Origin of the sequence: Micromonospora sp. NPDC049900 (assembly GCF_044461025.1) — a bacterium.
Classification (GTDB): domain Bacteria; phylum Actinomycetota; class Actinomycetes; order Mycobacteriales; family Micromonosporaceae; genus Micromonospora.
In genome coordinates this window covers 412,462-436,584 of the sequence record NZ_JBITKM010000001.1, presented here as the reverse complement: position 1 = coordinate 436,584, position 24,123 = coordinate 412,462, and the positions used below count along the sequence as shown (strand labels likewise).

General features: G+C 70.9%; 21 protein-coding genes and 1 tRNA gene. 5 read left to right on the top strand and 17 right to left on the bottom strand.

The window, feature by feature from the left end; genetic code table 11:
* Positions 1-62 precede the first annotated feature (62 nt).
* Complete coding sequence (locus tag ACIBMZ_RS02010; RefSeq protein ID WP_396690199.1) at positions 63-2,225, top strand: ATP-binding protein; 2,163 nt, start codon at positions 63-65, stop codon at positions 2,223-2,225.
* A 553-nt stretch (positions 2,226-2,778) separates the two neighbouring features.
* Here the strand turns inward: ACIBMZ_RS02010 and ACIBMZ_RS02005 are convergent.
* Positions 2,779-2,862, bottom strand: a tRNA-Tyr gene (locus ACIBMZ_RS02005).
* A gap of 148 nt (positions 2,863-3,010) precedes the next feature.
* Here ACIBMZ_RS02005 and ACIBMZ_RS02000 point away from each other — a divergent pair.
* Positions 3,011-3,505 carry a YajQ family cyclic di-GMP-binding protein gene (locus ACIBMZ_RS02000; protein ID WP_350692913.1) on the top strand — a complete coding sequence of 165 codons (495 nt, stop codon included), beginning with the start codon at positions 3,011-3,013 and terminating at the stop codon, positions 3,503-3,505.
* Positions 3,506-3,722: 217 nt separating this feature from the next.
* Here the strand turns inward: ACIBMZ_RS02000 and ACIBMZ_RS01995 are convergent, their stop codons facing one another.
* Positions 3,723-4,544 (bottom strand): SDR family NAD(P)-dependent oxidoreductase, encoded by an 822-nt coding sequence (locus ACIBMZ_RS01995; protein WP_396690197.1) that lies wholly within the window; start codon positions 4,542-4,544, stop codon positions 3,723-3,725.
* 123 nt (positions 4,545-4,667) lie between these two features.
* Between ACIBMZ_RS01995 and ACIBMZ_RS01990 the strand changes: the two genes are divergently transcribed.
* On the top strand, positions 4,668-5,309 hold the full coding sequence (locus tag ACIBMZ_RS01990; protein WP_396690195.1) for a TetR/AcrR family transcriptional regulator: 642 nt from the start codon (positions 4,668-4,670) through the stop codon (positions 5,307-5,309).
* A gap of 24 nt (positions 5,310-5,333) precedes the next feature.
* Here the strand turns inward: ACIBMZ_RS01990 and ACIBMZ_RS01985 are convergent, their stop codons facing one another.
* From ACIBMZ_RS01985 to ACIBMZ_RS01950, 8 genes are all read right to left on the bottom strand, one after another.
* Complete coding sequence (locus ACIBMZ_RS01985) at positions 5,334-6,593, bottom strand: MFS transporter (RefSeq protein ID WP_396690193.1); 1,260 nt, start codon at positions 6,591-6,593, stop codon at positions 5,334-5,336.
* 155 nt (positions 6,594-6,748) lie between these two features.
* Positions 6,749-7,624, bottom strand: coding sequence for a zinc metalloprotease HtpX (gene htpX, locus ACIBMZ_RS01980; protein ID WP_396690191.1), 876 nt, complete (start codon positions 7,622-7,624; stop codon positions 6,749-6,751).
* 127 nt (positions 7,625-7,751) lie between these two features.
* Complete coding sequence (locus ACIBMZ_RS01975) at positions 7,752-9,212, bottom strand: NADH-quinone oxidoreductase subunit N (protein ID WP_396690190.1); 1,461 nt, start codon at positions 9,210-9,212, stop codon at positions 7,752-7,754.
* A 156-nt stretch (positions 9,213-9,368) separates the two neighbouring features.
* Positions 9,369-10,907 (bottom strand): NuoM family protein, encoded by a 1,539-nt coding sequence (locus ACIBMZ_RS01970; protein WP_396690188.1) that lies wholly within the window; start codon positions 10,905-10,907, stop codon positions 9,369-9,371.
* Entirely contained in the window at positions 10,904-12,826 is a 1,923-nt protein-coding gene (locus tag ACIBMZ_RS01965) for an NADH-quinone oxidoreductase subunit L (RefSeq protein WP_396690186.1), read from the bottom strand. Before ACIBMZ_RS01965 ends, ACIBMZ_RS01970 begins: the two co-directional genes overlap by 4 nt.
* The gene (gene nuoK, locus ACIBMZ_RS01960; RefSeq protein ID WP_396690184.1) at positions 12,823-13,191 is read right to left on the bottom strand and encodes an NADH-quinone oxidoreductase subunit NuoK; all 369 of its coding nucleotides are present in this window, start codon (positions 13,189-13,191) and stop codon (positions 12,823-12,825) included. Before nuoK ends, ACIBMZ_RS01965 begins: the two co-directional genes overlap by 4 nt.
* Positions 13,188-13,754 (bottom strand): NADH-quinone oxidoreductase subunit J, encoded by a 567-nt coding sequence (locus ACIBMZ_RS01955; RefSeq protein WP_396690183.1) that lies wholly within the window; start codon positions 13,752-13,754, stop codon positions 13,188-13,190. The genes nuoK and ACIBMZ_RS01955 overlap by 4 nt, the downstream gene beginning before the upstream one ends.
* Entirely contained in the window at positions 13,751-14,416 is a 666-nt protein-coding gene (locus ACIBMZ_RS01950; protein WP_396690181.1) for a NuoI/complex I 23 kDa subunit family protein, read from the bottom strand. The genes ACIBMZ_RS01955 and ACIBMZ_RS01950 overlap by 4 nt, the downstream gene beginning before the upstream one ends.
* A gap of 160 nt (positions 14,417-14,576) precedes the next feature.
* Between ACIBMZ_RS01950 and ACIBMZ_RS01945 the strand changes: the two genes are divergently transcribed.
* On the top strand, positions 14,577-15,593 hold the full coding sequence (locus ACIBMZ_RS01945; protein ID WP_396690180.1) for a glutathione S-transferase family protein: 1,017 nt from the start codon (positions 14,577-14,579) through the stop codon (positions 15,591-15,593).
* Between the two features lie 113 nt (positions 15,594-15,706).
* Here ACIBMZ_RS01945 and ACIBMZ_RS01940 read toward each other — a convergent pair whose 3' ends face one another.
* A complete protein-coding gene (locus tag ACIBMZ_RS01940) occupies positions 15,707-16,672 on the bottom strand; it encodes an NADH-quinone oxidoreductase subunit H (protein ID WP_396690178.1) in 966 nt (321 codons plus the stop codon).
* The gene (locus ACIBMZ_RS01935; RefSeq protein ID WP_396690177.1) at positions 16,672-17,418 is read right to left on the bottom strand and encodes an NADH-quinone oxidoreductase subunit C; all 747 of its coding nucleotides are present in this window, start codon (positions 17,416-17,418) and stop codon (positions 16,672-16,674) included. The genes ACIBMZ_RS01940 and ACIBMZ_RS01935 overlap by 1 nt, the downstream gene beginning before the upstream one ends.
* Positions 17,419-17,573: 155 nt before the next feature.
* Here ACIBMZ_RS01935 and ACIBMZ_RS01930 point away from each other — a divergent pair, with 155 nt between their 5' ends.
* Positions 17,574-18,620, top strand: coding sequence for a glucose 1-dehydrogenase (locus ACIBMZ_RS01930; protein ID WP_396690175.1), 1,047 nt, complete (start codon positions 17,574-17,576; stop codon positions 18,618-18,620).
* A 16-nt stretch (positions 18,621-18,636) separates the two neighbouring features.
* Here the strand turns inward: ACIBMZ_RS01930 and ACIBMZ_RS01925 are convergent, their stop codons facing one another.
* The 5 genes from ACIBMZ_RS01925 to ACIBMZ_RS01905 all read right to left on the bottom strand — a co-directional run bounded on the left by ACIBMZ_RS01925 (position 18,637) and on the right by ACIBMZ_RS01905 (position 24,116).
* The gene (locus ACIBMZ_RS01925; RefSeq protein WP_396690173.1) at positions 18,637-19,950 is read right to left on the bottom strand and encodes a DUF2252 domain-containing protein; all 1,314 of its coding nucleotides are present in this window, start codon (positions 19,948-19,950) and stop codon (positions 18,637-18,639) included.
* 90 nt (positions 19,951-20,040) lie between these two features.
* Entirely contained in the window at positions 20,041-20,697 is a 657-nt protein-coding gene (locus ACIBMZ_RS01920; protein WP_396690171.1) for an NADH-quinone oxidoreductase subunit B, read from the bottom strand.
* A gap of 118 nt (positions 20,698-20,815) precedes the next feature.
* The gene (locus tag ACIBMZ_RS01915) at positions 20,816-22,291 is read right to left on the bottom strand and encodes a pyridoxal phosphate-dependent decarboxylase family protein (RefSeq protein ID WP_396690169.1); all 1,476 of its coding nucleotides are present in this window, start codon (positions 22,289-22,291) and stop codon (positions 20,816-20,818) included.
* The gene (locus tag ACIBMZ_RS01910) at positions 22,288-23,769 is read right to left on the bottom strand and encodes an MFS transporter (protein ID WP_396690167.1); all 1,482 of its coding nucleotides are present in this window, start codon (positions 23,767-23,769) and stop codon (positions 22,288-22,290) included. Before ACIBMZ_RS01910 ends, ACIBMZ_RS01915 begins: the two co-directional genes overlap by 4 nt.
* Before the next feature lie 32 nt (positions 23,770-23,801).
* Positions 23,802-24,116: an MGMT family protein gene (locus ACIBMZ_RS01905; protein WP_396690165.1), complete on the bottom strand. Its 315-nt coding sequence runs from the start codon at positions 24,114-24,116 to the stop codon at positions 23,802-23,804.
* Positions 24,117-24,123: the final 7 nt, after the last annotated feature.

Here is a 24,123-nt window from a genome sequence, read left to right as displayed (position 1 = left end):
CTGTCCGAGTGCCAGATGCCCGGACTCCAGGCGATGACGCACCCGCAGGTCCGAAGTACACCATGAGGATCAGCCGCCTGACGATCGACAAGTTGGGCATCAAGCTCTACGACAGAGTCACAGCCGTCCTAGCCGAGTTGATCGCCAACTCCTACGACGCGGACGCGGAGGCGGTAGACATCACTCTGCCGTGGAACGCCTTCCTTAGCTCTGCTGCCGCCGGGTCAGGACCCGCCGAAGTTAGACCGGTCCTCGACACAACAACCTCGGCGGAGAACGTAGGACTGGAGGACCGCGTCCACCCGGACCAAATGCCTCTAGTCCCGTTTGAGCAAATTCAGGCCGTGTCTCAACGGTACGAAATTGTGATCTCAGATAACGGCCATGGGATGACGGATGAAGAGCTGAACCGCCATTACCTGTCGGTTGGGGCAGATCGCCGCAAGCGCACAGGCAGCGATAAATCGCGTTCGAAGCTGCGCCCCGTCATGGGACGTAAAGGCATCGGCAAGCTCGCACCTTTTGGAATCTGTCAAACCGTTGAGGTCATAACGGCCGGCGGCGAGAAGACACCCAACGGCTGGCGGGTGTCTCACATTGTGCTACGACTGACAGACATAATTGCCGACACTGACGAAGAGTACAACCCGGCGCCAGGCCCACTTGATGGAAGCTTCTCGGATTCATCGGGAACGGTCATTAAGCTACGCGACTTCTTCCGCAAAAAGGTGCCGAGCCGCGATGAACTCGATCGACAATTGTCCGCACGGTTTGGCATTTCCCGGGACGACTGGGTGGTGACCATCCAGGACTCTTTGAATAGCGGGGATCCATTCCAGCTCGGAAGCCTAAAAATAGACTACCTTGAGGATACCTGCATCGATCTTGCCGATCGACCCGTACCCTTCGGAGATAGCTTCCTTCCGGTTACGGGATTCGTTGCTTTCTCCCGGAAACCGTACAAGGATCCGGCGATGGCGGGAGTTCGGGTTTACGCCCGTGGGAAGATTGTCGCGCAAACCCGTGACTTCGACATTGGTGCGGGCTTCACGGGCGAATACAAGATGCGGTCTTACCTTGTAGGCGAACTTCATGCAGAGTGGCTCGATGAAGAAGACGACTTAGTCCGCTCTGACCGGCAAGACATTCTGTGGTCATCGGATCAAGGCGAGGCGCTCAAGAATTGGGGCCAGAAACTCATCAGAGAACTCGGCAAACGAGCCGAGAAGGCGGTTCGCAACCAAACGTGGAAGGACTTCGAAAGAAAGTCCGACCTCAAGAAGCGTCTAGACCAAGCGGCACCGAGCGAACCCGAGTTGAGAGAGTCGGTCACGGAAGCGGCGAAGCTTCTGGTGAAAGATCTAGACCCGGAGGCGCTAAACAACCAGGACCATGTCGACCAGATCGCGAACCTTGCAATATCGATTGGCCCCCACCGCACCCTCCTAGGGACGCTTCGGGAGGTGGCTGAAACAACTGCTACCACGATCGACGCTGTAATGGCTCTCTTCCACCGAGCACGCTTGGCGGAGATGTATTCGCTGGGTCAGGTTGCTGAGGAGAGACTTGAAGTAATCTCGAAACTTGAGGAACTTATCTCGGATGGCACAACGCTTGAGCGCCCTCTTCAAGAACTGATTGAGCAGGCACCGTGGCTACTTTCCCCAGAATGGACTCCGCTGGGAATGAACGAGTCCTTGAAGCGAGTGCGAGGAAGCTTTGAGGCTTGGTACGCCAAGAACTACGGCGAAATGATCGTAACATCGGCAATCGAGAATCCTAAGAGGGAGCCTGACTTCGTCATGCTCAATGACGCCGGGCAACTCTGGATCGTGGAAATTAAAAGGCTTCGATATCAACTCACTGACTACGAGTACGGTCGTGGAATCGACTACCTCCAAGCGCTGACCAGCTTCTTGGATGCCAATCCCGAACTCGGCAGACATTTTCCCATCCGGCGACTTACATTTGTAGTCGACCATATTGACCGCCTCGGTGCAGTGGCGCTCTCCTCACTGAAGTCAGACTCCCGGGTTGCCCATCAAACCTGGCATGGCCTACTCGATCTAACGAAGCGCGCCCACAAGGACTTTTTGGCTAAGGTGGCCGCGATAAAAGTTGGATCAGACGCAACCACCTTGGGAATCTCCGCTTCCGGATACTCGGACGAGTCCGCAGGCCAAGGCCAACTCGACTTCGGTTCGGCGGTAGAGGGACAGAGCTAAGGTGAAATGCATTTCGGATCTTGGGATAGATTTGGAATTTCGCCAACGGCTCCCCGCAATCGTCAACTCTTAAGCGAGAGTCCCCACTGCCGATTTGCTCTCTTCTGGATCAAGGCACCGCGCTTCGCGCGGTGCGGGGCGGTGAGCCCGGCCGGCGGCAAGCCGCCCCGGCCGCCTACGGCGCCGGGGCGGTCAGCCACCGAAGGCCGCCGGGCAGCCGCCCCCATATGGAGATCCCGACGGCCGCATCAGCTCCAGGCGGTGCGGAAGCCGACCAACTTGGCCCAGCAGCCGGCTCAGGGCTTCCGTCTGCCGCGCCAGTCCAAAACCCGGACTGGCTTGCCACCGGCCCGTCTCCCGCAGCCACAGACCGCCTCAGCCGTCTACACAGCGCCGTCCGCAACTGCAGCGCCGAACCACACGACGGCTTGATCAACCCGCCCACGATATGCCCACGACGAGTCGCAACGGGCTGGACTCAGCCGGACGGAGCTAGATCAACGAGAACGGCCCCTGATCAGCATCTCTGCTGGTCAGGGGCCGCTCTCGCACCTGGTGGCGGGTAGAGGATTCGAACCTCTGTAGCTTTCGCGACGGATTTACAGTCCGCTCCCATTGGCCGCTCGGGCAACCCGCCAGGGCGTGCCACCGCGCCGTGGCGCAGCAGCGGAAGCAAGGATAGCGGCTACTCCCGGCTCGGCCGCAACCGGGTACCGTCAGGGAGTCGTACCCCTGGGCATCGGGGGCAAAGGATCACAAACCAGCCAGACAGCAGGAGCATGAGCATGGCAGCGAACCCGTCGTTCGACATCGTGAGCAAGGTCGACCGCCAGGAGGTCGACAACGCCCTTCGCCAGGCGGAGAAGGAGCTCGCGACGCGGTTCGACTTTCGGGGGACCGGCGCGGAGATCTCCTGGTCGGGCGAGGAGGCGATCAGCCTCCAGGCGGAGACCGAGGAGCGGGTGCGGGCCGCGCTGGACGTCTTCAAGGAGAAGCTGGTCAAGCGCAACATCTCGATGAAGTCGTTGGACGCGGGCGACCCGCGCCCGTCGGGCAAGATCTTCAAGATCGATGCCAAGGTGATCCAGGGCATCGACCAGGAGAAGGCCAAGGCGATCAGCAAGAAGATCCGCGACGAGGGTCCCAAGGGGGTCCAGGCGCAGATCCAGGGTGACCAGCTTCGGGTCACCGGCAAGAAGAAGGACGACCTGCAGGCCGTCATCACGCTGCTCAAGGGCGAGGACTTCGGCGTCGCCCTGCAGTTCAACAACTACCGCTGAGGCAGTGGCCCACGCTGTCGGCCGCCCCCGAGGAGCACCCGGGGGCGGCCGGCGGGCGGTGTTCCGCCGGCCGCCCCGTGCCGCGTCCACACTGCCGACGGCGCTGCCGCCCCAGCCGGTCGGGCTGGCCAGATCGGCTTCGGCTGCCCTGCCTCGAACCGCACCGCCGATCCGGGCCGGGCGCGAGGCGTCGCGGTGCGGTGGTGGTACGCGCGGCTCAGCCGGGTGCCTGGCGGCTGAGAGTCTCCCAGGCTCGGTACTCGTCGACTCTGGCCTGCTCCATCTGCTGCACGATGTCGTAGGAGTCGCTGCCGACGATGAGGCGTAGCGGCGGCTCGGGCAGGTCGACCAGTTGCATGATGACCGGTACGGCGGTCTCGGGCGGTGGGCCCGCGTCGTCGCCCCAGAGTTCGGCGAGTTTCGCGCGCAACGGCGCGTACGCCGGTTGGGGTTCGGTCGTGGTGGTGCCCGAGGTGTAGAGGCCGGTGTCGTAGCCGCCGGGCTGCACGATGCTGACCCTGATGCCGAAGGGCGCGAGTTCCATCGCCACGGACTGGCTGAGCGCGTCGAGTGCGGCCTTGCCGGCCGCGTAGAAGCCGACGGAGGCCACGCCGCCTCCGCTGCCCATCGAGGTGACCTGGAGCAGGCGACCGCCGCCCTGGGCACGCAGGTGCGGGATGGCGGCCTGGGTGACCCAGACGGCGCCGAAGAAGTTGACGTCGAAGTGCTGCCGGATCTGTTCCTCGGTGGCTTCCTCCAACATGCCGAGCAGCATCCCGCCGGCGTTGTTGAGGACGACGTCGAGCCGGCCGTACGCCTCGGCCGCACGGTCCACCGCCCCCGTGACGGCGGACCGGTCGGCGACGTCCAGGGGCAGCGCGATCAGCCGGTCGGGGTGGCGCGCGACCAATTCGGCCAGCGGGCCGACGTCCCGGGCCGCCCCGACGACCCGGTCCCCCGCAGCCAGAGCGGCCTCGGTGACCGCCCGGCCCAGGCCACGGCTGGCTCCGGTGACGAACCACACGCGAGGATCTGTCACCCCGCACCTCCCCTGATCGCATGAGACGAGACGTCCCGTCTCGCTTGACGGATCGAGTCTGCTCCGCCGACACCGATCCGTCAAGACGGACCGTCTCGTCTCACTCTCGATATGCTCAAGCCCATGTCCCCGCCCCCGAGAAACACCGACCCGACCCAGGCCGCAACCCACGCACCGGCACCGAAGCGTCCGGACCCGGCGCGCCGCAGCGAACGATCCCGGCAGGCCGTGCTGGCGGCCACGCGGGAGCTGGTCTCCGAGGTCGGGTACGCGAAGCTCTCCATCGAGGCCATCGCGGCACGGGCGGGCGTCGGCAAGCAGACGATCTACCGGTGGTGGCGGTCCAAGGGGGCGGTGGTCTTCGACGCGTTCCTGGCGTTGAGCGAGGAGGCCGACGGTGTGGTGCTGCCGGACACCGGGGACATCGAGGCCGACCTGAGGGCGGTGCTGCGGGCCACCGTCGCGGAGTTCGCCGACCCGGCGTTCGAGGCACCGATCCGGGCGCTCAACCTGGAGATCGCCGCCGATCCGGAGCTGGCCGCGCAGTACCGGGAACGGCTGGCGGCTCCGGTGGACGAGGCCAAGCGGGAGCGGCTGCGCAGCGCGCAGCGGGCCGGGCAGATCCGCGCCGACGCCGACCTGGACCTGGCGCTCGAACTGCTCTACGCGCCGCTGTACCAGCGGTGGCTGCTCCGCCTGGGGCCACTCACCGACGAGTATGCCGACGCACTCGTCGCGCACGTGCTCCGCGCGTTGCGCCCCTGACGTGGACGGGCGTTCGGGGCACGGTCAGACGGTGACCGGCGCTTCGAGGCGTACCGCCTCGGCCTCGGCGCGGGCGATGGGGCCGCCGGGCAGGGCCGCCACCCCGGCCCCGACGGCGACCGCCGCACCGGCGAACAGGAAGGCCCAGGGCACCCCGCCGGCCTGGTCGACGATCAGGCCGGCGACGGCACCGCCGGCCGCGCTCGCGCCGACCGACATGGTCACCACCCAGGTGTACGCCTCGTTCAGCATGCCCAGCGGGGAGATCCGCCCGACCAGAGTGTTCTCCAGGGTCAGTGCGGGCGCGATGGTGGCACCACCGATCACCAGGGCGACGCCCAGCGCGCCCGCCGTGGGCATCGCGGCGAACACCACGAAGCTGCTCGCCACCCCGCCCAGCAGCCAGGCGAACTGGCGGGTCATGTTCCGGGCCGGACGACGCAGGCCGAACCAGAACCCGCCGATCGCACTGCCGATCCCCCAGACGGCCAGCAGCACACCGGCGAGGCTGTCCGGGTCGCCGGCGGCGTAGCGGGTGGCGAACGCCGGCACGGTCACACCGGTCGCACCGAACGCGATGCCGAGGCTGGCCACGCAGAGCAGCAGCGCCGGGAAGCCGGGGACCCGTAGCGGGCCGAGCCCTCGGGTGCGGTGCTCACGGGAGTGCGGCTGCCAGCCCCGCATGGTGCTGCCGAGCGCCACCGCCACGGTGCCGACGAGGGTGACGACGGCCGCGCCGATCAGGGCCGCTCCGGCGTCGGCGAACAGGATGAAGCCGGCGACGAGCAGCGGGCCGAGCACGAAGACGATCTCGAACAGCGTCGTCTCTGCGGCGAGAGCCGTGTTACGCAGGTGGTAGCGGCCCGAGGAGACACTGGTCAGGTCGTTCCAGGCGCCCCGGATGGCGGCGGTCAACGGCGGGTACGACCCACCGGCCAGCGCCGAGGCCACCAGCACCCACGCGAAGGGCACGGTGTCGGAGCGGGCCGACAGGAGCAGCCCGATCAGCGCCAGCGGATGGGCGATCGCGGTGCCGACCAGGACCGGAGTGGGGCCGATCCGGTCGGCGATCCGTCCGGCGACCGGACTGAGCGCGGCACCGGTGAGGGCGTAGCAGCCGCCGGCCAGGGCGGCCAGCGAGTACCGGCCGGTGACCTGCTCCACGACGAGCAGCAGCGCCAGCGGCGTCATGCCGATCCCGAGTCGCCCGAGGATGCCGGTGACCAGCAGGGTCGGTGCCCCTGGGATCTGCCAGACGCTCAGATACCGGCGCAGCCCGACCACCGTTTACCCCCACCGCTGATGTAATGAGCCAGATTCGTTTAGACCCTAACGCCCCGGTGGCGTCGGTCAACATGGTTATCGCGCTCACAGGCCGCACCGAAGCGCCGCCCGCGCCGGGTGACCCGGCGCGGGCGGCGAAGGGGTTGGGTGGTGCGTCAGCGCTGGTAGCGGACCGGGCCGCTCTGGGCGGCCATCTGCTCCAGCCGGGCCACACGCTCCTCCATGCGGGGGTGCGTGGCGAACAGGGCGGAGATGCCACCGCCCTTGAACGGGTTGTCGATCATCAGGTGGGCGGTGCTGGTGAGCTGGCCCTCGGCCGGCAACGGCCGACGCTGGGTGCCCATGTGGATCTTCCGGAGCGCGCTGGCCAGGGCCAGCGGGTCGCGGGTCAGCTCGGCACCGGAGGCGTCCGCCTGGAACTCCCGGCTGCGGCTGATCGCGAGCTGGATGACGGTCGCGGCGAGCGGGCCCAGGATGATGGTGAGCAGCAACACGACCGGGTTCGGGCCGTCCTCGTCGCTGTTGCCGCCGAGCGGGATGAACAGGGCGAGGTTGGCCAGCATGGTGATGATGCCGGCCAGACCGGCCGCCACGCTGGAGATCAGGATGTCCCGGTTGTAGACGTGGGACAGTTCGTGGCCGATCACGCCGCGCAGTTCGCGGTAGTCGAGGATCTCGACGATCCCCTGCGTCACGCAGACCGCCGCGTTCTGCGGGTTGCGCCCGGTGGCGAACGCGTTCGGCTGGGCGGTCGGGCTCACGTAGAGACGGGGCATCGGCTGCCGCGCCTCGGCGGCCAGTTCCCGCACCATGTGGTACAGCTCCGGGAACTGCGCCTCGGTGACCGGCTGCGCCCGCATCGAGCGCAACGCCAGCTTGTCCGAGTAGAAGTAGGTGAAACCGTTCATCGCCAGCGAGACGAGGACGGCGACGACCAGTCCGCCACTGCCGCCGAACCAGTAACCCACCGCCAGGATCAGCGAGGTGAGCAGGCCGAGCAACGCGGCGGTCTTCAGACGGTTGTGGTGCACGATCACTCCTTCGGTGCACGGATGACGGGATCCGCTGACCGGTACAACAACCCGGTACCCGTTAACCATCCGCTTCATGACTGAGAGTTACCTGAACGACAGTCATGACCAAGGAGTGCGGTAGCGGTCAGCCCCCGGCGAGATCCAGCACGACCTGCGGCGCGAACCCGACCACCACGGCGAGGAGTGTCGCCACCGCCAGCGCGGCGAGCACCGCCCGTCCCGGCCGGACGGCGGGCGCGGCGGTATCTCCGGGCGGCCCGTAGAGCGACGCGGCGACGCGCAGGTAGTAGGCCAGGCCGATGACCGCGTTCAGCGCCACCACCAGGGCTAGCCAGTTCGCCTCGCCGCCGAGCAGCGAACGGACCACCGTCACCTTGGCGAACAGCCCGGCCAGCGCCGGTGGCAGACCCGCCAACCCGACCAGCGCGAACGCCAGGCCCCCACCGATCCACGGATGCCGTCGGGCCGCACCCCGCAGGTCGTCCAGGGTGCCGCCGTCCGCGCCGGCCGGGCGCAGCGCCACCACCCCGGCGAAGGCCGCCAGCTCCAACACCACGAAGAAGACCGCATACGCCAGAGCAGCCGCGTACGCACCGGTGCGCGCGTCGGAATCGGCCAGGGCCAGCGCGCCGAGCGGAGCGAGGATGTACCCGGCCTGCGCCACCGAGGACCAGGCCAGCAACCGCACCGTACGCCGCTGGCGCAGCGCCACCAGGTTGCCCACCGTCATGGTCAGCACCGCGACCGTGGCCAGCACCGGGCCGGTCACCTCGGCCGGCAACGCGTGCTGCACCACGGCCAGCAGGGCGACCGCCCCGCCGAGTTTCGAGGCCGTCGACAGGTACGCGGCCACCGGCAGCGGCGCGCCGTCGTAGGTGGCCGGGGCCCAGACGTGGAACGGCACCGCCGCCACCTTGAACGCCAGTCCCGCCACCACGAGCGTCACCGCCACCGTGGTGAGCGGCACGTCGAGCAGTGCCCCGTCGGCGAGCAGCCCGCCCAGCCGCTCCAGGTGCAGCGCGCCGGTGACCGCGTAGAGCAGCGCGGCACCGAGCAGCGTCAGCGTGGTGGCCACCACGCTCACCACGAAGAAGGTCACCGCCGCCTCGGCACTGGCCAGGCTGCCCCGGCGCAGCCCCACCAGCACGTACAGCGGCAGGGTGAGCACCTCCACCGCGACGATCAGGGTGATCAGGTCACCGGCCGCGCCGAGCACCACGCCACCGGTCATCGAGCAGGCGAGCAGGAAGCAGTACTCCCCCACCGGCGTACGCCCGTCGCGCAGCACCGACCCGGACAGCGCCAGCACCCCGACCATCAGCAACGCCACCAGCGCCGCGACCAGTGCGGCCCGGCCACCGAAGACGTACGAGCAGTCGGCGCCGACGCAGAACGTCCGCCGATCCGGCAGCACCCCGACCGCCGCCGCCCCCACGGCGGTGGCGACCGCACCGGTGACCGCCGTGGCCACCGTCGCCGCCGGACGGGCCAGCAGCAGGTCCACCACGAGCACCAGGACGGCCGTCCCGGCGGCCAGGTACGCCGGGAGCAACGCGACGTGATCGACACTCTGCACCATGCTCATGCCGGCACTCCGCTCCGCTGCGTGCCGCCACGAGACACCACCGCGCTGTACCGACGATTCACTCGCTGACGCTCGCTCATGCCGGCACTCCGCTCCGCTGCGTGCCGCCACGAGACACCAACGCCCTGCAATGACGATTCACTCGCTGACGCTCGCTCATGGCAGCACTCCCACCAGGGCGGCCACCGGTGCCTCGGCGACGCCCAGCACCAGGGTCGGAGCCAGTCCGACGGCGAGGGTCAGCAGCACCAGCGGTGCCCAGGCGGCCAACTCGGCCCCGGCGATCCCCGGGCCGAGGGCGTTGACCGTGGGTGTGGGTCGCCCGTGGGTGACCCGACGCAACAGTCGCAGCAGGTACGCGGCGGTCAACGCCCCGCCGATCGCGGCCAGCACGGCCAGCGTGGTCCAGAGTGCGCCGCCCACCTGGATCGCGGCGACCACGGCGAACGCCTCGCCCCAGAAGCCGGCCAGGCCGGGCAGCCCGAGCGAGGCGACCGCCGCGAAGGCGAGCAGCCCGGAGAGCCGGGGTGCGGTCTCCCGCAGCCCGGACAGTTCACTCAGCGCCCCGGTGTGGGCACGGTCCTTGATCGCGCCGGCCAGGAAGAACAGCAGGCCCGTGATGATGCCGTGCGCCACGTTGCCGATCAGCGCCGCCTGGATGCCGGTGGCGGTGAGGGTGGCGATCCCGAGCAGCACGAAGCCCATGTGCCCCACGCTGGAGTACGCGATCAGCCGTTTCAGCTCGCTCTGTGCCAGGCAGACCAGCGAGCCGACCAGGATGGCGGCGACGGCGAGCACACCGAGCACCGGTGCCGCCCAGCGGGCACCCTCCGGTGCCACCCCGACGGCGACCCGGATCAGGCCGTACGTGCCCATCTTGAGCAGCACACCGGCGAGCAGCACGCTGCCGACCGTCGGCGCCTGGGTGTGCGCGTCGGGCAGCCAGGAGTGCAGCGGCCAGAGCGGGCTCTTCACCGCGAAGGCGACCGCGAGCAGGGTGAACGCGGTGAGCTGGGTGGTCCTGGACAGTTCCGTGCCGCCGGTCAGCGCCACGATGTCGGCGGTGCCGGCGGCGGCCACCACGACGTACACGCCGACCAGCAGCAGCACCGAGCCGAACAGCGTGTAGAGGGCGAACTTCCGGGCCGCCCGCCGCCGCGCGTCGACCGCCGCCAGGTCGGTGCTGTCGCCGCCCCAGCCGACGATGATCGCGTACATCGGCAGCAGGACGACCTCGAAGAAGAGGAAGAACAGCACGAGGTCGAGGGCGAGGAAGGTGCCGAGGATGCCGACCTCGACCACCAGCAGCAGCGCCACCAGTGCCTTCCCGCTGCCGCCGGTCGGCACCCGCCAGAGGCTGTAGCCGCAACAGAGCAGCGTGAGCAGGGCGGTGAGCACCACCAGCGGCCAGGAGATGCCGTCCACCCCGAGGTGGAAGCGCAGGTCCAGGCCGGGCACCCAGGGCAGGTCGACCGTGTGCCAGGGCAGCACCGCCCCGGCTGTGTCGTCCGGCCGGTACGCCGACCAGCCGGCGTCCCGGCCGACGACCAGGGCGACGGCCGCGACCAGGGTCAGCGCGGCGACGACGGTGCCGAGAACCCGCGCGCCCCGGTCGTGTGGCGTGGCCGCCACCGCGAGAGCGCCGAGGGCCGGCAGCGCGAGGACCGCCACCAGCAGGACTTCCCCGGACGTCATGCCGCTCCTCCGATCAGGACGGCGGCCAGGCCGAGCAGCAGCGCACCGGCCAGCACCGCGACGACCGCCCGGGGCAGCGCCGCCCGGTGCAGGGTGCCCAGCCCGCCGCCGAGCGCGCGGGCGGCCCGGCCGGTGCCGGTGACCGCGCCGTCCACCACCCGCTCGTCGGCGGTACGGGCCAGCCGACCGAGCGCGGTCGTCGGGCGTACCACCAGGGCGTGCTGGACGTCGTCGAGCCGGAACGCGCGGACGAGGACCGGCCGCAGCGGACCCAGCGTGGTGGCCGGGTCGACCGCCGGGTCACGCCGCCCGGCCAGGGCCGCCCCGGCCAGCAGCAGCGCCAGCGGCAACATCATCAGCGGCCCGATGTGCACCAGCTCGGACACCTCTGCCTGACCGGACGACACGCCGGACCGCAGCCGGTCGGTGAACCAGGTGGAGAAACCGGCCAGGCCGAGCAGGACCGCCGGCACCGCGAGCACCAGCAGCGGCCAGCGCAGGGCGGCGGGCGGGTCGTGCGGCTGGAGCTGCGGCGTGCGCAGAGTGCCGAAGAAGGCCCGCAGCAGCAGGCGGGTGGCGTACCAGGCGGTGATCGCCACCCCGACCAGCCCGGAGACCAGCACCAGCCAGCCCACCCAGGCCGGGGCCGGGCCGTCGCCGTGCACGGCGTCGGCGGCGGCGGCCAGTACGCCCTCCTTGCTCCAGAATCCGGAGAGCGGTGGTACGCCGGCCAGCGCGCCGAGCCCGATCAGCATGCACCAGAAGGTGACCGGCATGGTGTGCCGCAGCCCGCCCATCCGGGACATCAGCGCGGTGCCGACGCTGTGGATCACCGCACCGGCGGCGAGGAACAGCAGCGCCTTGAACGCGGCGTGGGTGAGCAGGTGGAACAGGGCGGCGGGCGGCGAGCCGACGGCCAGCGCTCCGGTCATGTAGCCGAGCTGGGAGACGGTGGACCAGGCCAGTACCCGCTTGATGTCGTCCTGTGCGGTGGCGGCCAGCGCGCCGAGCAGCAGCGTCACCGACGCCATCACGCCGAGCACGGCCAGCGCGACCGGCGTCGCCTCGAACAGCGGCCACAGTCGGGTGACCGCGTACACCCCGGCGGCGACCATGGTCGCGGCGTGGATCAACGCGGAGATCGGGGTCGGGCCGGCCATCGCGTCGGGCAGCCAGGTGTGCAACGGGAACTGGGCGCTCTTGCCGGCCACCCCGGCGAGCAACAGCAGGCAGGCGGCGGTGAGCGTGGTGGTGTCGTGCGAGTGGACGAGCACCTCGTGGATCCGGAAGCTGCCCGCCGAGACGCCGAGCAGTGCGATGCCGAGCAGGAAGCCGACGTCGCCGACCCGGGTCACCAGGAACGCCTTCATCGCGGCGGCCGGTGCCTCCGGCAGCCGCCGGTCGTGGGCGATGAGCAGGTACGAGCAGAGGCCCATCACCTCCCAGCCGACCAGCAGCAGGATCAGGTCCCCGGAGACCACCACCAGCAGCATCGCGGCGGTGAAGAGGCTGATCTGGGCCGCGTACGGCGGGTAGCGATGGTCCACGTCCCCGTCCTCGCGGGGACCGCCGGTCAGGTAACCGGTCGAGTAGACCTGCACGGCCAGGGCCACGGCGGTGACCGCGACCGCGACCAGCGCGGCGGCCCCGTCGAGGCGTACGCCGAGGGTGACGGTGAGACCGCCGAGGTCGATCCAGGTGGTCGACGCCTCCACCGGGCCGTCCAGCGTGACCAGCAGGGCCACGGCCAGGGCGAGGGCACCGGCCGCACCGGTCACGCCGAGCGCGACGGCCGCCCGGCGGGCCGGATCCGCACCGAGGGCGGAGCCACGCGGCGAGGGCGGCAGCAGCAGGCCGGTCAGTCCGGCGACCAGCGGGACGACCGGCAGCAGCACACCCAGCAGCGTCGTGGCGCTCACCGCTCCCCCTCCGCGACCACGGCCGGACCGGCGGTCACCCGCGTCGGCTCGTCGGCCGGGCGCTCGGCCAGCGGGATCTCGTCCACCGCGACGCTGGCCCGCATCCGATAGAGCTGGAGCACGATCGCCAGCCCCACCCCGATCTCGGCGGCGGCCAGCACGATGACGAAGAGGGCGAAGACCTGCCCGCCGTGCGGCAGCAACGCCTTGGCCGTGGTGTCGGCGGTGACCAGGATCAGGTTCACCGCGTTGAGCATCAACTCCACGGCCATCAGCACCAGCACCGCGTTACGCCGCCGCAGGACGCCGTAGACGCCGAGGCCGAACAGCAGGGCGGCGGTGACGTACGGGATGACCGGTCTCACCGCGACCGCCCCTGGGCCGCGCCACCCTGCGACGCGCCGTCGGACGCCTCCGCCCGGTCGCGCGACGCCCGGCCGATGTCCGGCCGGGACAGCACGATCGCGCCGACCAGCGCGGAGAGCAGCAGTACGGAGAGCACCTCGAACGGCAGCACCCAGCTTCCGAAGACCTGCTCACCGATGCGCTCGGCGTTGCCCGGCTCGGGCAGTTCCACGGCGGTCCAGCGGTACGCGTCGACGAGCAGGGCCGACAGCCCCAGCCCGACGCCGCCGCCGATCAACGCGGCGGGCCAGCCGGGGCGGTCCAGGTCGTCGGAGGCACCGATCGGCGCCCGGGTCAACATCACCGCGAACAGCAGCAGCACCACCACCGCGCCGACGTAGATCAGCACCTGCACCCAGGCCACCATCTCGGCGGAGAGCACCAGGTACATCCCGGCCAGCGCGCCGAGGCAGACCACCAGGTAGAGCCCGGCCCGGACCAGGTGGCGGGTCGCCACCACCAGCACCCCTGACCCGACCGCCACCGCGCCGAGAGCCAACAGCAGGGCGTCCACCCCGGTCACGCGGGAGTGCCTTCCCCGGCATCGGGTTCGGGCGTACCCGCACCTGCGGCACCGGGCTCGGCGGCGGGTGGGCGGGCGGCGGGGCGGCGCTCGGGGCGTACCGCCGGGGCGGTCGGCCGGGCGGCGGACGCGGCGGGGACCGCGGCCTTGCGCGCGGCGGCGGTCTCCTCCTTGGCCGGCTCACCCTGCGGATCGTGCGCAGGCGGCGGCGGCACGGTCGCCATCCACTCGCCCAGGTGCTCCTTGTCGTGCAGCAGGTCCTTGATGTCGTACTCGGAGTACTCGAACTCGGGCGACCAGTAGAGCGCGTCGAAGGGGCAGACCTCGATGCAGATGCCGCAGTACATGCAGAGCGAGAAGTCGATGTCGAACCGGTCGAGGACGTTGCGCTGGCGGGGCCGGGCCGCGCCGGGCACCGCCACCTCCTCCTTGTGCGAGTCGATGTAGATGCACCAGTCCGGACACTCGCGGGCGCAGAGCATGCAGACCGTGCAGTTCTCCTCCATCAGCGCGATCACCCCGCGCGAGCGGGGCGGCAGGTCCGGCGCGACGTCCGGGTACTGCTGGGTGGTGGAGCGCTTCGTCATCGTCTTGAGCGTGACCGCCAGCCCCTTCACCAGGCCGCTGCCGGGTACGCCGGCCGACTCGCTTCGCTCGCTCATGCGCAACATCCTGCCCTGTGGCCACGGCGCGCGCGACCACCACCCGAAGGATCTCCACCGTCCGGCCCGGACCGTGGCTTCCGACGGGCTCCCCGCGCCGGCCCGCGCATGATCGGCCATGATGGGACGCAGGAGGACGTGGCGACACCTTGGGGGCGGGATGGGCGAGGGCGGGAAGTACGTCGAGCAGGGCGAGTTCAACCGGGACCAGAACTACATCACCACCCGGATCACGGTCGACGGCCGGGACGGCTACCCGGTCGAGGCGGGCCGGTACCGGCTGGCGGTCAGCCGGGCCTGCCCCTGGGCGAACCGCTTGATCATCGTCCGGCGGCTGTTGGGACTGGAGGACGCCATCTCGATGGCCGTCGCCGGGCCGACCCACGACGCGCGGAGCTGGACCTTCGACCTCGACCCCGAGGGGCGTGACCCGGTGCTCGGCATCGAGCGGCTCCAGCAGGCGTACTTCGCCCGGTACCCGGACTACCCGCGCGGCATCACCGTGCCGGCGATCGTCGACGTGCCGACCGGTCAGGTGGTGACCAACGACTACAGCCGGATGAGCCTGGACCTCTCCACCGAGTGGACCGAGCACCACCGCCCGGGTGCGCCGCAGCTCTACCCCGAGCACCTGCGCGACGAGATCGACGAGGTCAACGCGCTGGTCTTCAGCGACGTCAACAACGGGGTGTACCGGTGCGGCTTCGCCGGTAGCCAGAAGGGGTACGAGAAGGCGTACCACCGGCTGTTCGACCGGCTCGACTGGCTCAGCGAGCGCCTGGCCGGGCAGCGGTACCTGGTCGGCGACACCATCACCGAGGCCGACGTACGGCTGTTCACCACGCTGGTCCGCTTCGACCCGGTGTACCACGGGCACTTCAAGTGCAACCGGCAGAAGCTGAGCGAGATGCCGGTGCTGTGGGCGTACGCGCGGGACCTGTTCACCACGCCCGGCTTCGGCGACACCATCGACTTCGACCACATCAAGCGGCACTACTACGAGGTGCACCGGGACATCAACCCGACCGGGGTGGTGCCGCTCGGCCCCGACCTGTCGAACTGGCTCACCCCGCACGACCGGGAGGCGCTGGGCGGTCGCCCGTTCGGCGACGGCACGCCCCCGCCGCCCCCGCCGCCCACCGAGCGGGTCGACCCCGCACACACTCCCCTGCGCTGACCGCCCGCCCCGCCGTCGCGCTCCAGTGCAGCGGCGGCGGGCCGTCGGGCGGCGGGAAGAGATGTAAGGAAGGGACCCCTGCTATACCGGAGACGGTAGTAGGGGTCCCTTCCTTACATCTGCGCCACCCGTACGGCGGCGGTCAGCACGAGCTGGGCCAGCGCAGTCGGCACCAGCACCAACCAGCAGAGCCGCTGCAACTGGTCCTCGCGCAGGCGCGGGTAGGAGACCCGCAACCAGATGATCACGAAGCTGACGGCGGCCACCTTGAGCAGGGTCCAGAGCCAGCCGAGCTGGTCGTCGGCGAACGGCCCCTGCCACCCGCCGAGGAACAGCACCGTGGTCAGCGCGGCGATCACCACGATCCCGACGTACTCGGCCAGCAGCAGGAACGCGAACCGCAGGCCGGTGTACTCGGTCATGTACCCGAACACCAGCTCGGAGTCGGCCACCGGCATGTCGAACGGCGGCCGACGGATCTCGGCCAGGCCGGCCACGAAGAACACCACCATCGCCGGGGCCTGCCAGATCAGCCACCACGGCTGCCACGCCTCGACGATGCCGGACAGACTCAGCGTGCCGGCGGCCATCGCCACCGACGCGGCGGCCAGCACCAGCGGCAGCTCGTAGCCGAGCAACTGGGCCGCACCGCGCAGCCCACCCAGCAGGCTGAACTTGTTGGCCGAGGCCCAGGCCGACATCAGCACGGCCAGCACACCCACGCCGACCACCGCCAGCACGAAGAACAGGCCCACGTCCAACGGCTGCCCGACCAGATCGTTCGGCCCGAGCGGGATCACCAGCAGGGCGAGCAGGTACGGCACCAGGGCCACCGCCGGAGCCAGCCGGAACACCGGTCGGTCCGCCGCGCGCGGGGTGACGTCCTCCTTCTGGACGAACTTCACGCCGTCGGCGACGAGCTGTGCCCAACCGTGGAACGCGCCCGCGTACATCGGGCCGAGCCGGCCCTGCATGTGCGCCATCACCTTGTGCTCGGCCTGACCCACCAGCAGCGGCAGGATCAGGAAGGCGGCCACCACCCCGCCGATGCGGATCACCAGTTCCAGCCAGAGCGGCATCAGGGCGTACCCTCCTCGCCGTCCGCCGCCGGGTCCGTGGCGGGACCGGCCGATCGGGGGGTACGCGGTGGGCGCGTACCCGGTGCCGGTCGGGCCGGACGCTCCCGGGCTGGCCGTGCCGGGGTACCGCCGCGCGGCCCCTCCCCGACACCCCCGGCCCCGGCCGGGGTCGGCACCACACCCCACTCACCGGGTGCGGGTACGCCCGGCGGCCGGATCGGCCGCCGACCGCCACCGGCCTCGGACTCGCCCGGTTCCTTTGCCCCCGGCCAGGGCTTCGCGACCCGGGAGGCGAGCACGAACTCCTTGCGCAGCGGATGGCCCTCGAACTCCGGCGGCAGCAACAACGGCCGCAGGTCGGCGTGCCCGGCGAAGTCGATGCCGAACATCTCGTGGGTCTCCCGCTCGTGCCAGGCGGCACCCGGGTAGACCGACACCACCGAGTCGACCGTCGGCGTCGCCCGGGGCGCCCGGGTGCGCAGCAGCACCCCGTGCCGGTGCGTGGTGGACCACAGGTGGGCGACCACGTCGAAGCCGTCGGCCAGCTCGTCGACCGCCGAGAGCCAGTCGAAGTAGTCGCAGGCCAGCTCCGGGTCGTCGCGGACAGCGAGCAACGCCGCCCGCCACTGCTGCGGGGGTACGTCGACGGTGGCCCGGGAGTATGCCTGACCCCCGGAGACCGTCGCGGTGGCCTCGACGGGGGCGAGCAGCGTGACGAGCCGCCGGCCGACCTCTTCCGGTGTCATGCCGCTGATCCTAGGGCGTGTCCGGCCGCCCGCGCCCGGCTGCGAGCCCGGTCCTGCGGTCGGTGATCCGGCCCACGGCCCGGCAGGTGGTGCGCGGCCGGGTGGAGATCTCGGCTTTGCCGACGGTGGGCCCCGGTGCCGGACAGGATGGGTCCGTGCGCGCTGTGACCGTGACCCCGGGAGTGCCCGGCTCGCTGCGACTGCTCGACGACTACCCGGAACCGGCCACCGAGGAGGGGGCGATCCTGGTCGAGGCCGTCGCGGTCGGAGTCTGCGGCACCGACATCGAGATCATCGACGGGCAGTACGGCGAGGCGCCGCCCGGTGCCGAACACCTGGTGCTCGGGCACGAGTCGCTGGGCCGGGTGCTGGAGGACCCGACCGGCACCCTCCAGACCGGTGACCTGGTCGCCGGGATCGTCCGGCACCCGGACCCGCTGCCCTGTCCGAACTGCGCCGTGGACGAGTGGGACATGTGCCGCAACGGCATGTTCACCGAGCACGGCATCAAGGGACTGCCCGGGTTCGCCCGGGAACGCTGGCGCCTGCAACCCCGGTTCGCCGTCGGCCTCGACCCGGCGCTGGGCGAGGTGGGCGTCCTGCTGGAACCGACGAGCGTGGTGGTCAAGGCGTGGGACCACATCGACCGGATCGGCCGGCGGGCGGAGTGGCAGCCGCGTACCGCCCTGATCACCGGTGCCGGGCCGATCGGCCTGCTGGCCGCGCTGCTGGCCAGCCAGCGGGGGCTGTCGGTGCACGTGCTCGACCTGGCCACCGACGGGCCGAAGCCGGCGCTGGCCGGTGCGCTCGGGGCCACGTACCACTCCGGGCCGGTCGAGGAACTCGACTTCGAGCCGGACGTGATCGTCGAGTGCACCGGCGCGCCGGTGGTCGTCCTGGAGACGATGTGCAAGGTCGCACCGACCGGGATCGTCTGCCTGGCCGGGGTCTCCAGCGGCGGCCGGATCATCGACTTCGACGCCGGTGCGCTCAACCGCACCCTGGTGCTGGAGAACAACGTCGTCTTCGGCTCGGTGAACGCCAACCGACGACACTGGGACGCCGCCGCCGAGGCGCTGGCCCGCGCCGACCGGGACTGGCTCGGCGCACTGGTCACCCGCCGGGTGCCGCTGTCGCAGTACGCCTCGGCCTACTCCCCCGGGCCCGAGGACATCAAAGTCGTCATCGACTTCACCGTCTGACCTCGGACGCCGGTCGCTACACGCCCGGCAGTTCGCCGTTGCGGAACAGGTCCACGAAGAGCTGGTGGTCCTGCCGGGCCCGCACCCCGTACGCGTGGGCGAAGTCGACCAGGTGCGCGACGAAGCCGGCGGGATCCGTGTCGACCGCCGCGACGATCGCCTCCTCGGTGGAGTAGTCGACCAGGTCGTGGCTGGACTCGTCGTCGGCGACCGAGTGCATTCGGGCGACCGCCCGACCGAGGTCGGCCAGCACCCCGGCCAGTTCCTCGGGCTCGTTGACGTCCGCCCAGTCCAGATCGGCGGCGTACGGGGAGACCTCGGCGACGAGTTGGCCCACCCCGTCCAGCTCGGTGAAGCCCACCCACGGGTCGGCGTGCGCCTGGAGGGCGCGCTGCGACTCGGCCGTACGGTGGCCCTGGTGGCGGAAGTAGCCACGGACGCGTTCGTCGTCGACATAGCGGGCGACCGCCGGGACCTGCGCCTGCTTCATGTAGATCAGGACGTCGTTCTCCAGCGCCTGGGTGTGCCCCTCCAGCAGGAGGTTGTACGACGGCAGCCCGGCCGACCCGATCCCCACGCCCTTACGCAGCACCACGTCCTTGATCTGCGCCGCCACCGGACGGGTCCGCGTGCCGGCGGGCAGCGTGTCCAGGTAGTCCTGGAAGGCGGCACAGACCCGCGCCCGGACGTCGTCGTCCACCTCGTACACGCCGTCGCGCAGCGAGAACCGCCGCTCGTACTGGTCGACGGTGGTCTGCTCACGCAGCAGGTCGACCCGGGTGTTGAGGCGGGCCTGCTGGAGCACCCGGCGCAGTACCCCGTCGGCGTTGTCCAGCGTGATCGACCCGATCGCGTCGTCACCACCGGCGGCGATGGCCCGCAGCTCGGTCAGGTAGTGCTCGGCGAACGTGGTGACCAGGTCGCTGATCACCCGGTCGGAGAGCGCCTTGGTGTAGCCGATCAGGGCCACGCTGGCGACGAAGCGCCGCAGGTCCCAGGTGAACGGCCCGACGTACGCCTCGTCGAAGTCGTTGACGTTGAAGACGAGCTGGCCGGAGCCGTTCATGTAGGTGCCGAAGTTCTCCGCGTGCAGGTCGCCGTGGATCCACACCCGGCTGGTCTGCTCGTCGAGGAAACGCTCGTCGGCGAAGTCGCCGCGCTGGTCGGCGTAGAAGAGGCTGGCACTGCCCCGGTAGAACGCGAACGGCGACGCGGCCATCTTGCGGAACTTGCGCCGGAAGGCGGCCGGGTCGAGCGCCATCAGGGTGCCGAACTCCTCGGTCAGCACCTTGACGATGAAGGCGGAGCGCGGCTCCGCTGAGTCGGTCATGACCGCACGCTAGCGTCCGCCCGCCACCGTGACGGTGACCGCGCCGAGCGGGGTGTCCCGCCCGCCGGGGATCGGTCGTCGCTGCGAGTCTCAGGAGGTCGGAGGGCGTACCGGCGGGGCGGTGAGGGAGGCCGCGTCGCGGGGCGGGGTGCTCCGGCCCGCCGGTGCGTCGGCCGCTCGGGCCTGGTCGGCGGACGGGGCGTCGGCCTGCGGCCCGCCGGTCGATGCCGCGTCGGTGGCCAGCGCGTCGGTGGGCGGGGCGAGCGCGTCGGGGCGGGGTACGCCGCCGATGCCGGACTGCTCGGCGGCGATCTTCTCCTGTAGGCGGAGGATGCCGTGCAGCAGCGCCTCCGGCCGGGGCGGGCAGCCGGGCACGTAGACGTCGACCGGGATGAGCTGGTCGACGCCCTTGGTCACCGAGTACGAGTCCCAGTACGGGCCGCCACAGTTGGAGCAGGCACCGAACGAGATGACATACTTCGGCTCGGGCATCTGGTCGTAGAGCCGCTTGATCGCCGGGGCCATCTTGTCGGTGACCGTGCCGGAGACCACCATCAGGTCGGCCTGTCGGGGACCGTGTGCGAACGGGATCACGCCAAGGCGCATGAAGTCGTGCCGGGACATGCTGGTCGCGATGAACTCGATGGCGCAGCAGGCCAGCCCGAAGTTGAAGACCCAGAGCGAATACCGCCGGCCCCAGTTGAGCACGAACCGGATCGGCTCGCCGAGCACCGCCGGTAGCTGCACGTCCGCCCCCTTCCCGTCTCCGACAGTCAACCACAGCGCTCACTCGCCCTGGTTGTAAGGAAGGGCGCCCTGCTAACGCCTCGTGCATAGCAAGGGTCCCCTCCTTACAAGAAGGCGCTCAGAACGACGGGCGTTGCAGCAGGCTCACGAACTCCACCAGGAGCCGCTCCCGCAGCGCGGGTGGCGCGGCGTCCAGCAGGGTGTTCACCGCTGCCATCCGGTCCGGCAGCCCACCACCACCCCCGAGGCCCAGCCCGGCGGCGAGCCCGGCGACCAGGTCAGGGGTGAGCGCCTCCGGGGTGAGCGCCCCGGCGAGGGCGAGCAGTTCCGGCGGCAACACGACCGGCCCGGTCGCGCCGGCCGCCGCCACCGCCTCGGCCAGGTCGGCACCGAACTCCGCCGCCGTGGGCGCGACCGCCGCGGTCACCGTCAGGTGCACGCTGCGCGGCAGACCGGCGTACGTGAGCTGGGGCTGGGTGTGCCACCCTCGCGCGGCCAACTCGTCGACCAGGACGAACAGGTCGGGGCCGGACTCGGTGGCGGTGAAGCAGACCACGGTCGACTCCGGCTCGGCGACCAGCCGCAGCCCGTCGACGCCGCGTACCGCGTCGGCCAGCACCCGGACCGCCTCCCGGGTGCGGCGGGCCAGTTCCAGGTAGCCGTCGTCGCCGAGGTGCCGCAGGGTGGCGTACGCGGCGGCGATCGGGCCACCGGACCGGGTGGAGGAGATCACCGGGTTGACCATCGTGTACCCGGGCCAGTCGGCGTACGCGAAGTACTGCGGCGCGCGCAGCCCGGCATCACGGTGCAGCAGCACCGAGACGCCCTTCGGCGCGTACGCGTACTTGTGCAGGTCCACCGAGATCGAGGTGACCCCGGCGACGGCGAAGTCGAACGCGGGCACGTCGACGCCGAGACGGCGCAGGTACGGCAGGGTCCAGCCGCCGAAGCAGGCGTCCACGTGGCAGCGCACCCCGGCCGCGGCGGCCGTACCGGCGATCTGCGCCACCGGGTCGATCACGCCGTGCGCGTACGAGGGGGCGGAGCACGCCACCAGCACGGTCTCCGGCCCGATCGCGGCGGCCACGTCGGCGACCGAGGGCCGGAGCGTGGCCGGGTCAACCGGTACGGTGTCGAGCGCCACCCGCAGGTAGTGGGCGGCCTTGGCGAACGCGGCGTGCGCGCTGGTCGGCACCACGATCCGTGGTGCGGTGATCTCGGGGCGGGCGTCGCGGGCCGCCTTGACGGCCAGGATCAGCGACTCGGTGCCGCCGCTGGTGACACTGCCGACCACCTCCGGCGCGCTGGTGCCGGGTCCGCCGCCGAGCACCTGTGCCGCCGCGCCGACCAGCGCGTTCTCCATCGCCAGCAGCGACGGGAAGGCGGTCGGGTCGAGCCCGTTGACGTGCGCGCTCTCGGCGTACGCCGAGGCGGCCAACTCGTCCAGCCCGGCGACGGCCGCGTCGTACACGTACGCGAACAGCCGCCCGCCGTGCGTCGGCCGGTCCGACTCCCGCAGGACGCGAACCTCTGCCAGCACCTGTTCCGCCGGGACCCCGTGCGCCGGCAGCGCCGACCCTCTCTCGTCGATCATGGAGTAGTGGTGCCCTTTCCGTGGCTTTCGATGGCATTCGCCCTCACCACAACTCCATGATCGACGACGGAGACGCGGGGAGCGTCGGGGGTGCCGGGGACGTCGGGGGTGGTGGGGGCGTGGGAGGGGTGGAGGGTGGACAGGAGGGTGGGGGTCAGGTCGTAGGGGCGGAGCAGGAGGGTGGCCAGGCCGATCAGCAGGGCCGGGAGGACGGTGAAGCCGAGCAGGACGCCCAGGCGCGCGGTGTCCGACTGGACCGCTGCGGTGCCGGTGGTGGAGGAGACGTAGCCGGTGAGCGCGAGCACCAGACCGAAGATGCCCGGGCCGAGCGCCAGGCCGAAGGTCTCGCCCGCCGTCCACAGGCCGGTGAAGACGCCCGCCTGCCGCCGGCCGGTGCGCGCGGTGTCGTACGCGATGCAGTCCGGAAGCATGGCCAGCGCGAACACCTGCTGACCGGCGTACCCGACGCCGAGCGCCGCGACCAGCAGATAGACCACGACGGCGGGCAGCACCGGCGCGGCGACCAGCGCCAGTCCACCGGCGGACAGGATCAGCGACGCGGCCACCAGCGCGGCCAGCTTGCCCAGCCGGGCGCCCACCCGCGACCACAGCGGCATCACCACCAGCGCCGGGCCGACGAAGCAGAGGAACAGCAGCGTCGGGCCGGTCGTCGGGTCGCGCAGAATCTGGTCGGCGAAGTACTGCACCCCGGCGAGGATCGTGGCCACCCCGGCGGACTGCACCACGAAGCAGAGCAGCAACGCCCGGAACGGTCGGTTGCGACCGGCGACGGAGAGCTGGGCCCGCAGGCTCGGCTCGCTCTCCCCGACCGAGCCCTGCGGGGCCGGTCGGGTGCCGAGGAACGCGCCGACGGCACCCACCGCGATCAGCGCGGCCACGAACACGCCCATCCAGCGGTGCCCCGGCACGCCACCACCGGCGGCGTCGCGGACCAGCGGGGCCACCGCACCGGCGACCAGGATGGCCAGCGCCAGCACCGCGATCCGCCAGGTCATCATCCGGGTACGTTCGGCGTAGTCGTCGGTCAACTCGGCCGGCATCGCCACGTACGGCACCTGGAAGAAGGCGAACGCGGTGGCCGTGGCCAGGAAGGCGATCGCCACGTACGCCCCGGCGGCCGGTCCGGCGCCGAACGGCGCAGCGAAGATCGACCCGAACAGCACGGCCAGCGCCAACCCGCCGACGAGCAGGTACGGCCGACGGGCGCCCCACCGCGACCGGGTCCGGTCGGAGATCCGCCCGGCCACCGGGTTGACCAGTACGTCCCATGCCTTCGGCAGCAGCACCAGCAGGGCAGCCATCCCGGCGGCCACGCCGAGCGTGTCGGTGAGGTACGGCAACAGCAGCAGCCCCGGCACGGTGCCGAAGGCTCCCGTGGCCAGCGATCCGAGCGCGTACCCGGCGTGCACCTTGCGCGGCAGGCCGCCCGCCCCTGTTCCACCCGGCGACGCGTTCATGGCGCCGAATGTTACTCACGTTATGGCGCGGGTCACATCCCCTCTCCGGGCTGCCACTGCGCCACCCGCATGTCGACCCGGCCCGCGCGCAGCGGCGTACCCTCGCTGCGCCACCGCGCCCGCGCCTCGGCGACGAGTCGGGGCGGCATCGTGCCGGTGGCGTTGACCACGCGGTGCCATCCGACGGCCCCACCGTGCCGAGCCATGATCGATCCGACCAGCCGGGCGGAGGCCCGTCCGGAGCGCTCGGCGAGCGCGTCGGCCACCCCGCCGTACGACATCACCCGGCCCGGCGGTATCCGGTCGACGAGCTCCAGCACCGCCTCGACGTACTCGTCTGGTGTCACAAGCGGC

Coding starts and splice junctions, on each gene's coding strand:
- ACIBMZ_RS02000 (WP_350692913.1), top strand. CDS start 3,011: ATGGCAGCGAACCCGTCGTTCGACATCGTGAGCAAGGTCGACCGCCAG.
- ACIBMZ_RS01950 (WP_396690181.1), bottom strand. CDS start 14,416: ATGAGCGAGCGAAGCGAGTCGGCCGGCGTACCCGGCAGCGGCCTGGTG.
- ACIBMZ_RS01990 (WP_396690195.1), top strand. CDS start 4,668: ATGTCCCCGCCCCCGAGAAACACCGACCCGACCCAGGCCGCAACCCAC.
- ACIBMZ_RS01975 (WP_396690190.1), bottom strand. CDS start 9,212: ATGAGCATGGTGCAGAGTGTCGATCACGTCGCGTTGCTCCCGGCGTAC.
- ACIBMZ_RS01940 (WP_396690178.1), bottom strand. CDS start 16,672: ATGCCGCTCTGGCTGGAACTGGTGATCCGCATCGGCGGGGTGGTGGCC.
- ACIBMZ_RS01910 (WP_396690167.1), bottom strand. CDS start 23,769: ATGAACGCGTCGCCGGGTGGAACAGGGGCGGGCGGCCTGCCGCGCAAG.
- ACIBMZ_RS01915 (WP_396690169.1), bottom strand. CDS start 22,291: ATGATCGACGAGAGAGGGTCGGCGCTGCCGGCGCACGGGGTCCCGGCG.
- ACIBMZ_RS01970 (WP_396690188.1), bottom strand. CDS start 10,907: ATGACGTCCGGGGAAGTCCTGCTGGTGGCGGTCCTCGCGCTGCCGGCC.
- ACIBMZ_RS02010 (WP_396690199.1), top strand. CDS start 63: ATGAGGATCAGCCGCCTGACGATCGACAAGTTGGGCATCAAGCTCTAC.
- ACIBMZ_RS01935 (WP_396690177.1), bottom strand. CDS start 17,418: ATGACACCGGAAGAGGTCGGCCGGCGGCTCGTCACGCTGCTCGCCCCC.
- ACIBMZ_RS01945 (WP_396690180.1), top strand. CDS start 14,577: ATGGGCGAGGGCGGGAAGTACGTCGAGCAGGGCGAGTTCAACCGGGAC.
- ACIBMZ_RS01925 (WP_396690173.1), bottom strand. CDS start 19,950: ATGACCGACTCAGCGGAGCCGCGCTCCGCCTTCATCGTCAAGGTGCTG.